We start from the raw sequence: 12,332 nt of genomic DNA on the forward strand, positions 1-12,332 counted from the left end.
CCTATCGGCCCGCACCGACATCCTCGTTGGGCGGTTCCTCACAGTTTGCTGGCGCAGCGGGCTCCTCCAGCAGCAGCCGCTCCAGTGCGGCCCGGTCGGGCAGGTCTTCCGGTCGTACAACCTCACCAGTGCGTACGTACAGGAACGCGGCGTTGACGGACTCGAGCGGTACGCCCTGCTGCTCGGCCCAGGCAAGCCGGTACAGGGCGAGCTGGAGCGGGTCGGCGGTCCGGGTGCGGTTGGTCTTCCAGTCGACGATCTCGTACGTCGTCCCCTGGCCACCGCTCTCCTTGTAGACGGCGTCGATACGGCCCCGGACCACACGGCCGGCGATGGCGAGCTGGAAGGGGGCCTCGACGCGGTGGGGCGTGCGGTGGGCGTAGTCGGTGCGTTCGAAGGCGTCCTTGAGGGCTTCCAGGTCGCGTTCGTCGGCGATCTCGGCCTCGGTGCCGGGCAGTTCGTCCGGCTCCAGCACGGGCAGGGTCAGCTCCTCGAAGCGGGCCTCTACCCAGGCGTGGAAGCGGGTGCCGCGGCGGGCGGCGGGTTGCGGGGGGCGTGGCATGGGGCGCGCGAGTTCCTGTGCGAATCCGTCCGGGTCGGCGGCCAGACGCAGCACCTGGGACGCGGTGAGCGACGCGGGGAGGGGGACGTCGGTGACGGCCTCCCGCGCGCGCAGGAGTTCGCCGGTGAGGGCGTCGAGGTCACGGTCCCAGGAGGCGAGGGTGCGGGCTTCCTCCGGGGTGAGGCGGGCGGGTTCGCGACGCGTACGGTCCGCATGGGTGCGGGCGCTCTCGAGGTACCCGGTGTCCTTGTGGGGCGACGCCTGGTGCGGGACGGTCGGGCGGTCCGCGGACCAGGCGTCCCAGTCGGCGGGGTCCTCGTCCTCCTCCTCGAAGGGGGTCTCGTCCGCGAAGGGGTCATCGTCCTCGTACGGCGTTCCTTCGTCGTCCGGCGGTGGGGGCCAGTCCGGGTCGTCGTGGCTGTCCGGGTCGTGGGTGGCCGCGGGGTGGCCGTCCTCGTGGGAGGCGAGGTCCTCCAGGTGGGCGAGGACGGTTTCGGCGGCCGCCCGGCGTCGGGCGAGGGACGCGTCGTCCAGGGGCAGCGGCCAGACCTGGTCGACGTCCGCCCGGTGCAGGGCGGGGTTCTCCTCGTCCTCGGCGGGCTCTTCCGCCCACGCTTCGATCTCGCCGTGGCCGGCCTCGCAGTGCTCGTACAGGTCCTGCAGGAAGCCGGACGGACCGCGGGGCTTCTTCTGGGTGGGGCCCCACCAGTGGCCGGATCCGAGGAGCAGGGAGCGGGGGCGGGTGAAGGTGACGTAGCCGAGGCGGAGTTCCTCGGTGTGCTGGTGCTCCTTCATTGCCTCCTGGAAGGCCTTCAGGCTCCGGGAGTCCCATGCGTCCACGTCGGGCAGGGTGTCGGCGTCGCCGCGCAGTTCGTGCGGCAGCACCTTGCCCTGGGCGGTCCACTTCTCGCGGCCCTGGGTGCTGGGGAAGGTGCCGGTGACCAGCCCGGGGACGGCCACGACGTCCCACTCCAGGCCCTTGGACTTGTGGGCGGTGAGGACCTTCACGGTGTTCTCGCCGCCCGGGAGGGCGTTGTCGAGGCCCTTCTCGTACTGGGCGGCGGTGCGCAGGAAGGCCAGGAAGGCGAGCAGGGTGGCCTCGCCGTCGCCGGCGGCGAACGAGGCGGCGATGTCCAGGAAGTTGGAGAGGGTCTCGCGGCGGCGGGCGGCCAGGGCGTGCGGTGACGCCGACAGCTCCACCTCCAGGCCGGTGACGGCGAGGACGCGGTGCAGGACGTCCATGAGCGGGTCGGCCAACGAGCGGCGCAGGTCGCGCAGTTCGGCGGCCAGGCGGGCGAACCGCACGCGTGCGTCCGGGGAGAAGGGCAGCCCGTCGTCCTCCTGCTCGGCTTCGAGCGGCATCTCCAGGAAGGTGTCGAGGGCGTCCGCGAGCGATGTCACCTCGGAGGGGTCGACCCCCTCGACGGCCTCGGCGAGCCGGCGGTCCCGGTCTTCGTCGTCTTCCACGCGCGCGTGGAAGACGAGGTGCCGGGCGCGCCGTCCCAGGAGGGCGAGGTCGCGGGGGCCGATGCGCCAGCGCGGGCCGGTCAGCAGGCGGACCAGGGAGGCGTTGGCGCCGGGGTCCTGGAGGACCTCGCAGACGGCGACCAGGTCGGCGATCTCGGGCAGGTGCAGCAGCCCGGACAGGCCGACCACCTCGACGGGGACGTCCCGGGCGACGAGTGCGCCCTGGATCTCGGCGAAGTCGGTCGCCGTGCGGCACAGGACGGCGATCTCACCGGGCGCCTTCCCGGTGTTCACGAGGTGGGCGACCGAGTCGGCGAGCCACTCGATCTCCTCGGCGTGGGTGGGCAGCAGCGCGCAGCGCACCGTGCCGTCGCGTTCGGCGCCGGGTGCCGGGCGAAGGGCCTCCACGCCCGCGTGCATGGCGCGCAGGGGTTCCGCGAGACCGTTGGCGAGGTCCAGGAGGCGGCCGCCGCTGCGGCGGTTCTCGCTGAGCGCCTGACGGGTCGCCGGGCGGCCGTCGGGGTGCGCGAAGTGCTCCGGGAAGTCGTCCAGGTTGGCGACGGACGCACCGCGCCAGCCGTAGATCGCCTGGCAGGGGTCGCCGACGGCGGTGACCGGATGACCGGTACCGGCCCCGAACAGGCCTGCCAGGAGGATGCGTTGGGCCACCGACGTGTCCTGGTACTCGTCGAGGAGGACGACGCGGAACTCGTCGCGCAGGATGCGGCCCACCTCGGGGATCCCGGCGAGCTGCGCGGACAGGGCGATCTGGTCGCCGAAGTCGAGCAGGTCGCGCTCGCGCTTGGCGGTCCGGTAGCGGACCACCAGGTCGGCGAGTTCGCGGCGGGCCGCGGCAGCCTCGGGGACCTTGCGCAGATCGGCGTTGGTGAGTTTGGCGCCCTCCAGGGTGCGCAGCAGCCCGGCGTCGTACGCGCGCAGGTCCTCGGGGCGTACGAGGTGCTCGGCGAGTTCGCCGTCGAGGGTGAGGAGGTCGCTGACGAGGTCCGCGAAGGAGCGGGTGAGCGCCGGGTAGGGGCCCGGGGCCTCGCGCAGCACGCGCGCGGCGAGCTGGTAACGGGTGGCGTCGGCGAGCAGCCGGGCGGTCGGCTCGAGCCCGATGCGCAGGCCGTGGTCGGTCAGGAGGCGGCCCGCGAAGGCGTGGTACGTCGAGATCACGGGCTCGCCCGGCGGGTTGTCCGGGTCGATGACGTCCGGGTCGGTGACGCCCGCCCTGATGAGCGCCTTGCGGACGCGCTCGGCGAGCTCGCCTGCGGCCTTGTTGGTGAAGGTGAGACCGAGGACCTGCTCGGGAGCGACCTGGCCGGTGCCGACCAGCCACACCACGCGTGCCGCCATCACCGTGGTCTTGCCCGACCCGGCTCCGGCCACGATTACCTGCGGGGCGGGCGGCGCGATGATGCAGGCCGTCTGCTCCGGGGTGAACGGAATCCCGAGGAGCTCCTTGAGCTGATCGGGATCAGAGATACGGGGCGGCACGTCAGAGAGGCTAGCGGCGGCCACTGACAGTGGAGGCCAGATCGGCCTCGGGGCGGGGAGAAGCGCAGGTCAGCACGTGTGGTGTTGTGGATCACCCAGGTCACTCGACCACGTGTCGTCCTTCGGGCCGCGCGCTGCAGGACGCCTGGAACGCGCAGTGCGTGCAGTGCTGGCCGGCGCTCGGTGTGAACCGTTCGTCGAGGACCTTTCCGGCGGCGTTGGCCAGCAGCTCGCCGACCCACTCCCCCTCCAGCGGTTCCTGGGCCTGCACCTTGGGCAGGGTCTCTCCGCCGTCGCGCTGGGCGGCGCCCTGGCGCAGCTGGACCAGTTCGGCGCCGCCTGGCTCGGGGCGCACTCCGTCGAAGGCCTCGTCCACGGCGCCTTCACGGACGGCGAGCTGGTAGACGGCGAGCTGCGGGTGGCGTTCCATCTCGCGTGCCGTCGGCGCCTGTTTGCCGGTCTTGAAGTCGACGACGTAGGCGCGGCCCTCGCCGTCGGCCTCGACGCGGTCCATGGAGCCGCGGATGCGGACCTCGTAGTCGCCCGCTTCGAGGGTGACGTCGAAGCCGTGCTCGCTGGCCACGGGTGTGCGGCCCGTGCGGGCGCCACCGGTGTCGACATGCCACTTCAGGAAGCGTTCGAGCGCCACGCGCGCGTTCTCCTTCTCCTGCGCCGACTTCCAGGGCGCGTCGAAGGCGAGCGCGTTCCACACGGAGTCGAGGCGCTCCATGAGGACGGCGAGGTCGGCGGGGGTGTGTCCGGAGGCGACCTCGTCGGCGAGGACGTGCACCACGTTGCCGAAGCCCTGGGCGACGGTCGCGGGCGCGTCGGCCTTCACCTCGCGGCCCAGGAACCACTGCAGGGCGCAGGTGTTGGCGAGTTGGTCGAGGGCGCTGCCCGAGAGCACGACGGGCTGGTCGCGGTTGCGCAGCGGCACCTTGGACTCGGTCGGCTCGAACATGCCCCACCAGCGGTAGGGATGGGCCGACGGGACGAGCGGGCGGCCGTCCTCGTCGGCGAGCGCGGCGAGGCGGGCCAGGCGGTGGGCGGCGGCCTCCCGGAGGGGGTCGGAGACGCGCGGGTCGACCGTCGTGGCGCGCAGTTCGGCGACGAGCGCTGCGACGGACAGCGGGCGGCGCGGGCGGCTCGTGACGTCCCTGGGCTCGACGCCGAGTTCGGTGAGGAAGCGGGAGGGCTGGTCGCCGTCGTCCGCGGGTGCCTTCACGGCGGTCACGACGAGGCGTTCACGCGCGCGCGTGGCGGCCACGTAGAACAGGCGACGCTCCTCGGCGAGCAGCGCCCCAGGGGTGAGCGGTTCGGCGAGTCCGTCGCGGCCGATGCGGTCGGCCTCCAGGAGCGAGCCGCGGCGGCGCAGGTCGGGCCACAGTCCCTCCTGGACGCCCGCGACGACGACGAGCTGCCACTCCAGCCCCTTGGATCGGTGTGCGGTCATCAGGCGTACGGCGTCGGGGCGTACGGCACGCCGCGTGAGGGTGTCGGCCGCGATGTCCTCGGCGTCGATCTCCGCCAGGAAGTTGAGGGCACCCCGGCCGCCGGTGCGCTCCTCCGCGCGCGCGGCGGTCGCGAACAGCGCGCACACCGCGTCCAGGTCGCGGTCGGCGTTGCGTCCGGCGGCGCCGCCGCGCCGCGCGGACCGCTCCAGGCGGCCGGGCCACGGGGTGCCCTCCCAGAGATCCCACAGCGCCTCCTCGGCCGTACCGCCACCCGCGAGGCGCTCACGGGCCTTGCGCAGCAGTGCGCCGAGCCGCTGGGCGCCACGCGCGTACGTGGGGTCGTGCGCGACCAGGCGTTCCGGCTCGGCCAGCGCCTGCGCGAGCAGCTCGTCGGAAGGCGACGGCAGGGCGTTCCCCCCGGCCCGCTCCTCGTCGCGCAGGGCACGCCCGAGGCGGCGCAGGTCGGCGGCGTCCATGCCGGCGAGGGGCGAGGCGAGCAGGGTCAGGGCGGTTTCGGTGTCGAGCCAGCAGGGGGCAGGTGCGTCACCGGAGTCGCCCTCGCCGGCCTCCGGCCTGGCGCCCTCACCACCCTCAGACCCAGTGTCCTCACCACCCCCAGACCCGGCGCCCCCGCCGCCCTCAGACCCCGCGTCCTCGCGCTCGCTGTCCTCCGGCGCCGCATCCGTTCCCTGGCCGTCATCTCGTACGTCCCCGTCGGCCGTCCCCGAGTCCGCCTCTGCCGCAGCCACCGCCCGCAGCGCTGTCAGCAGTGGTGCCACCGCCGGTTCGTGGCGCAGGGGCAGGTCGTCGCCGTCGATGTCCAGGGGGACGCCGGCGGCGGTGAGGGCGCGGCGGACCGTCGGGATGGTGCGGGAGCCGGCGCGCACCAGGACGGCCATCTCACGCCAGGGGACGCCGTCCTCCAGGTGTGCCCGGCGGAGGATGTCGGCGATGTTGTCCAGCTCCGTACGGGGCGTCGGGTACGTGTGGACCTCGACGCGGCCTCCCTCGCGGACGGGCGCGAGCTCGCGGTGCGCGCGTACCTTCTCCGCCGGGAGCCGGGTGAGCGGCATGCGCTGGGTGAGCAGCCGGGTCGCGCCGAGCAGGACGGCTCCGGAGCGGCGGGAGGTGCGCAGGACCTCGACGGGCGCCTGGCGGCCGTCCGCGCGCGGGAAGGCGCCCGGGAACTCGAGGATGCCGTTGACGTCCGCTCCGCGGAACGCGTAGATCGACTGGTCGGGGTCGCCGAAGGCGACGAGGGTGCGGCCGCCCCCGGCGAGGGCGTGCAGCAGCCGTACCTGGGCGGCGTCCGTGTCCTGGTACTCGTCCACGAAGACGGCGTCGTACTGGGCGGCGAGCCGCTCGGCGGTATCGGGGTGGCGGGCGAGGAGGACCGCGCGGTGGACCAGTTCCGCGTAGTCGAGCACACCCTGCATGTCGAGAACGTCCAGGTACTCGGCGAGAAAGGCGGCAGCGGCGCGCCAGTCCGGGCGGCCGATGCGGCGGGCGAAGGCGTCCAGGGCGCCGGGCCCCAGGCCCAGTTCGCGGCTGCGGGCGAGGACGGCGCGGACCTCGTCGGCGAAGCCACGGGTGGTGAGGCAGGCCCGCAGGTCGTCGGGCCAGCGCACGTGCGCGAGGCCGAGCCGCTCCAGGCCGATCTGGCCCGCGAGCAGTTCGCGGACCGTGACGTCCTGCTCGGGGCCGGACAGCAGGCGCAGCGGCTCCACGAACAGGTCGCTGTCCTGGTGGGCGCGGACCAGGGCGTAGCAGAACGAGTGGAAGGTGGTCGCCTGGGGCGCGCGTGCCGCCCCTATGCGCAGGGCCATGCGGTCGCGCAGCTCGACGGCCGCCTTGCGGCTGAACGTCAGCACCAGGATGCGCTCGGGGTCCCCACCCCGTGCGATCCGCGCCGCCACGGACTCGACGAGCGTGGTGGTCTTGCCGGTACCCGGACCTGCGAGGACGAGCAAAGGGCCGCCCTTGTGGTCAACCACGGAGCGCTGTGACGCGTCAAGACGAGGGGGGGCCGGTAGGGCCGGCGGGGTACGCACCAGTCGGTAAGCGCCACGGTCCCCCTGCCGCACCCTGGGGTGCGAAAGGCGCCTGGTGGAGGAAGAGGAGCTCACGTGGTTCGCCGGTCCTGGTGGTTGTGCTGGTCGTCGGACCACCGCGCGTGGAGGACGGTGATCGGGGGGTGAGGGGGACGCGTGCAGCCGACGCTACGCCGACAAAGGTTGCGGAAGCAGGGCTTCCTCTTCTTCCCTCATGGCACTCGCGCCCCTCACGTCCCTCGCCCCACGAACGTACGGCATGCCACGTACGTGCCCCGGTTCCCCCGTACGGATCACGGGTCACACGCAGGGTCGTCGGATGGCGGAAGCTGTCTGGTGTGACCCTCCGCGCGTTCGCCGCCGTCCCACCGCGCCCGTCTCATGTCGAGGCGCGGCAGGTGGCCCTCGGCGGCCCTGCTCGCCTCCTTCAGCGGTGTGCCCTCGGTGCGGTAGTGGTCGAGCGCCCGCAGTTCGTGTCCCGGGAGCAGGACGCCGTCCGCGCGCACGACCCGCCACCACGCAACGGCTCCTCCGTAGAGGGCCATCACACGGCCGACCTGGCGTGGGCCGCCCTCCTCGAGCCACTCGGCGACGTCTCCGTACGTCATGACACGTCCGGGCGGGATCAGTTCGGCGACCTCAAGGACCCGCTCCGCGTACTCCGGCAGCGCGTCCGTGTGCTCCGGACCGGCATCCGCGTGCTCCGGGTGGGCGTCCTGCGGAAGGCTCTCCTCGCTCATCCGGCCCATCCTGCCCCACGCCACCGACACTGTGACGGGCCGGCGACTGTCCGTATCCCTCGCTCCTGGGCGGCGCTTCCGGCAGACTGTGCGCCCCCGCATGTGCACCCTGACACCTCCGCGTGTCGGTGGGGCATGCCACCATCGTGCGGGCGGTGACTGGTGATACGAGATCAAGAAGAGACGATGAAACAGCAGGGTGCGCACCCAGAGGACGCGGAGAGCACCTCTGACGCTTCGTCGCGCCCGGACACCGGATCCGACTCCACCGCCGACAGCAAGGACAGCGCGTCGAAGGACGTGGACCGGGGCGAGGACGACTTCCTCGACGAGGCGCACATCGACGAGGTCGAGGGCGACGAACCCCTGCTCCCCGCGCGCGTGCACCGTCCGTCCGACCTGATGCGCCTCCTGGTGGGCGTGCTGGCCGTCGTCGTGCTGCTCGCGATCGCCGCGTTCGCGCACGGCACCACCTCGGGGCTTGAACAGGACATCAACAAGGGCACCGGGCAGGCGCCCGATCTGCTCATCAAGATCGCCGGCCTGGCCTCCAGCATCGCGATCCTCCTGGTGCCGGTCGCGTTCGCGATCGAGCGGCTGATCAAGCGCGACGGGCTGCGCATCGCCGACGGCGTGCTCGCGGCGGTCCTCGCGCACGGGGTGACGCTCGCCACGGACCTGTGGGTCGCCAAGGCCGCCCCCGACTCCATCCAGGAGGCGCTCACCCAGCCCTCCCCCGGTGACATCCACGCCCTGACCGACCCGGTGCACGGTTACCTCGCGCCGGTCATCGCGTACATGACGGCGGTCGGCATGTCGCGCCGGCCGCGCTGGCGCGCGGTGTTGTGGATCGTGCTGCTCCTCGATGCCTTCTCGATGCTCGTCACGGGCTACACGACACCGTTCTCGATCATCCTGACGGTGCTGATCGGCTGGACAGTGGCCTACGGGACGCTGTACGCGGTCGGCTCGCCCAACGTGCGCCCCACGGGACGGACTCTGATGGCGGGCCTGCGGCACGTCGGCTTCCGCCCGGTGACCGCGGCCCGCGAGGAACTGCCGGAGACACCGGAGACCGGCGACCGCGGCCGGCGCTACTTCGTCACGCTGGAGGACGGCCCGCCGCTGGACGTGACGGTCGTCGACCGGGAGCAGCAGGCGCAGGGCTTCTTCTACCGCGCGTGGCGCAACCTGACGCTGCGCGGCTTCGCCACCCGCAGCAGCCTCCAGTCGCTGCGCCAGGCGCTGGAGCAGGAGGCGCTGCTCGCGTACGCGGCCATCGCGGCCGGCGCCAACGCGCCCAAGCTGATCGCGACCTCGGAGCTCGGACCCGACGCCGTGATGCTCATCTACGAGCACACGGGCGGGCGCACGCTCGACACCCTGGCGGACGACGAGATCACCGACGAACTGCTGCACGACACCTGGCACCAGGTACGGGCGCTGCAGTCCCGGCGCATCGCGCACCGCAGGCTGGTGGGCGACGCGATTCTGGTGGATCGTTCCGGCAAGGTGATCCTGACCGATCTGCGCGTCGGCGAGATCGCGGCCGGTGACCTGCTGCTGCGCATGGACATCTCGCAGCTCCTGGTGACGCTCGGGCTGCGGGTGGGCGCCGAGCGCGCGGTGGCGTCGGCGGTGGGCGTGCTCGGCCCGGACGACGTGGCCGACTGCCTGCCGATGCTCCAGCCCATCGCGCTGAGCCGCACGTCCCGCGCGACCCTGCGCAAGCTGGCCCGCGAGCGTGCCCAGCGCGAGCGCGAGGCGGTCCTGGAGGCCTCCCGGCAGGCCAAGCAGGCCCGTCTGGAAGAGGCCTCGGACGACACCGGGCCCGTCGTACTCGAAAAGCGCGACAAGAAGGCCGTACGCGCGGAGCTTCGGGCCGAGAAGCGGGCCCTCGACGAGGCCCTGGACGAGGCGCGCGAGGAGGATCTGCTCACGCAGATCCGTCACCAGGTGCTGTTGATCAGGCCGCAGGCGCCGGTCGAACCGGCCCGCCTCGAGCGGGTGCGGCCGCGCACGCTGATGAGTTTCATCGCCGGCGCCATCGGCGCGTACTTCCTGCTGACGCAGCTCACCCACATCGAACTCGGTCCCCTGATCGCGAACGCCCAGTGGGGCTGGGTCCTCGCGGCCGTACTGTTCTCGGCGGCCAGCTACTTCGCGGCGGCAATGGCGCTGCTCGGGTTCGTGCCCGAGCGGGTGCCGTTCCTGCGGGCCGTGGCGGCACAGGTCGCCGGGTCGTTCGTCAAGATCGTCGCTCCGGCCGCGGTGGGCGGTGTCGCCCTCAACACGCGCTTCCTGCAGCGCTCGGGGGTGCGTCCGGGGCTCGCGGTGGCGAGCGTCGGGGCCTCGCAGCTGTTCGGGCTCGGCTGCCACATCCTGATGCTGCTGTCGTTCGGCTATCTGACCGGCACCGAGAAGACGCCGTCGCTGTCGCCGTCCCGGACGGTCATCGCGGGTCTGCTGACGGTGGCGGTGCTCGTCCTCGTGGTCACCTCGGTGCCGTTCCTGCGGAAATTCGTCGTCACGCGCGTGAGGTCGCTTTTCGCCGGTGTCGTGCCGCGCATGCTGGACGTGCTGCAGCGGCCGCAGAAGCTCGTCACCGGCATCGGCGGCATGCTGCTGCTGACCGCCTGCTTCGTGATGTGCCTGGACGCCTCGATCCGCGCCTTCGGCCACGAGGGCACCTCGCTCAGCATCGCCAGCGTCGCCGTCGTCTTCCTCGCCGGCAACGCGCTCGGGTCCGCGGCGCCGACCCCGGGCGGCGTCGGCGCGGTGGAGGCGACCCTGACGGTCGGTCTGATCGCCGTCGGCCTCCCCAAGGAGGTGGCGGCCCCGGCCGTCCTGCTGTTCCGGCTGCTGACACTGTGGCTGCCGGTGCTGCCGGGCTGGCTGGCGTTCAACCAACTGTCGCGCAAGGGTGCGCTGTAGTACGAAGTCCGTATTCGGCGTACCTCTTACGGCTCGTGCCCCGAGCGCACCCGCGCGCGCGACCGCACGATGGGAGCATGCCGAACGCTCCTCGCCTGCGCGCCGCCGCCGTGACCGCCACCGTCGTGCTGCTGTCCGCCCTGCTGGCGGGTTGCAGCGACGACTCCAAGGACGAGGATCTGTCGGCCCAGAAGCTGGACTGGAAGGACTGCCCGGCCCCGTCCGCCGCGGAGGGCGGCGGTGACGCCCCGTCCCCTCTGCCGAACGGCGGCCAGTGGCAGTGCGCCACCCTGAAGGCGCCTCTCGACTGGGCCGAGCCCAAGGGCGACACGATCGGCATCGCGCTGATCCGGGCGAAGGCCAGCGGCGACGCGAGCACACGCATCGGCTCGCTCGTCTTCAACTTCGGCGGGCCCGGCGGCTCGGGCGTCACCACGCTGCCCTCCTTCGGCGAGGACTACGCGAAACTGCGCACCCGCTACGACCTGGTCAGCTTCGACCCGCGCGGAGTCGGCCGCAGCGCCCCCGTGAAGTGTGAGAGCGACCAACAGCTCGACGCTTACTTCCAGCAGGACGGGACCCCCGACGACGCCGGCGAGAGCGCGGAGCTCCTGGACAACACCAAGGAGTTCAACGCGGCCTGCGAGAAGAACTCCAAAAAAGCGGTGCCGCACGTCCGCACCACCGACGCGGCCCGTGACATGGACCTGATGCGGCAGGTCCTCGGCGACGACAAGCTGTACTACTTCGGCATCTCGTACGGCACCGAACTCGGCGGCGTCTACGCCCACTTGTTCCCGAAGAAGGTGGGCCGCGCCGTCTTCGACGCGGTCGTCGACCCGACGCAGGACTCCGAACAGGGCTCGCTCGGGCAGGCCGAGGGCTTCCAGCTCGCGCTGGACAACTTCGCCGAGGACTGCACTTCGAAGACCACGGACTGCCCCGTCGGGGACACCGCGCAGGACGTGAAGGACCGCATCGCCAAGCTGCTGAAGGACCTCGACAGCAAGCCGATCCCCGGCGTCTTCCCCCGCCAGCTGACGCAGACCGCCGCGACGAACGGCATCGCGCAGGCGCTGTACTCGAAGGACTTCTGGCCGTACCTCACCGAGGGCCTGGAGCAGGCGTACGACGGCGACGGCAAGGTCCTCATGGCGCTGTCCGACTCCATGAACGGGCGCAGCGAGAACGGCGAGTACAGCAACATCACGGCCGCCAACATCGCCATCAACTGCGCCGACGACAAGCCCCGCTACAGCCCCGCCTACGTGCAGCAGAAACTGCCCGAGTTCCGGGCCGCCTCGCCCCTGTTCGGCGACTTCCTGGCCTGGGGCATGATCAGCTGCACCGACTGGGCCGTGGCGGGCGCCGCCGACCATCCCGACGTGAGCGCGCCGGGCGCCGCACCGATCCTCGTCGTGGGCAACACCGGCGACCCGGCCACGCCGTACGCGGGCGCGAAGAAGATGGTGGACGCGCTGGGCAAGGGCGTCGGCGTCGAGCTGACGTACAAGGGGCAGGGGCACGGCGCGTACGACAGCAAGAACAAGTGCGTGCAGACCGCGGTGAACGGCTATCTGCTGGACGGAAAGGTGCCGGCGGCGGGCACCGTCTGCTCCTGACGCCG

5 protein-coding genes are annotated in these 12,332 nt (G+C 72.4%); 2 read left to right on the top strand and 3 right to left on the bottom strand.

The annotated features are described in order from the left end of the window. Position 1: 1 nt before the first annotated feature. The 3 genes from OG303_RS18595 to OG303_RS18605 form a co-directional block, all read right to left on the bottom strand. Positions 2-3,526 (bottom strand): UvrD-helicase domain-containing protein, encoded by a 3,525-nt coding sequence (locus OG303_RS18595; RefSeq protein WP_405869519.1) that lies wholly within the window; start codon positions 3,524-3,526, stop codon positions 2-4. Positions 3,527-3,626: 100 nt separating this feature from the next. Next, positions 3,627-7,106 (bottom strand): ATP-dependent helicase, encoded by a 3,480-nt coding sequence (locus OG303_RS18600; RefSeq protein WP_405869520.1) that lies wholly within the window; start codon positions 7,104-7,106, stop codon positions 3,627-3,629. A 218-nt stretch (positions 7,107-7,324) separates the two neighbouring features. Beyond that, positions 7,325-7,771, bottom strand: coding sequence for an MGMT family protein (locus OG303_RS18605; protein WP_405869521.1), 447 nt, complete (start codon positions 7,769-7,771; stop codon positions 7,325-7,327). A 186-nt stretch (positions 7,772-7,957) separates the two neighbouring features. Between OG303_RS18605 and OG303_RS18610 the strand changes: the two genes are divergently transcribed. Both OG303_RS18610 and OG303_RS18615 read left to right on the top strand, forming a co-directional pair. Then, on the top strand, positions 7,958-10,705 hold the full coding sequence (locus OG303_RS18610; protein WP_405869522.1) for a lysylphosphatidylglycerol synthase domain-containing protein: 2,748 nt from the start codon (positions 7,958-7,960) through the stop codon (positions 10,703-10,705). 77 nt (positions 10,706-10,782) lie between these two features. After that, positions 10,783-12,327, top strand: coding sequence for an alpha/beta hydrolase (locus tag OG303_RS18615; RefSeq protein WP_405869523.1), 1,545 nt, complete (start codon positions 10,783-10,785; stop codon positions 12,325-12,327). Positions 12,328-12,332: the final 5 nt, after the last annotated feature.

The organism is Streptomyces sp. NBC_00005, from assembly GCF_045160215.1.
GTDB lineage: Bacteria > Actinomycetota > Actinomycetes > Streptomycetales > Streptomycetaceae > Streptomyces.

Coding starts and splice junctions, on each gene's coding strand:
- OG303_RS18605 (WP_405869521.1), bottom strand. CDS start 7,771: ATGAGCGAGGAGAGCCTTCCGCAGGACGCCCACCCGGAGCACGCGGAT.
- OG303_RS18610 (WP_405869522.1), top strand. CDS start 7,958: ATGAAACAGCAGGGTGCGCACCCAGAGGACGCGGAGAGCACCTCTGAC.
- OG303_RS18615 (WP_405869523.1), top strand. CDS start 10,783: ATGCCGAACGCTCCTCGCCTGCGCGCCGCCGCCGTGACCGCCACCGTC.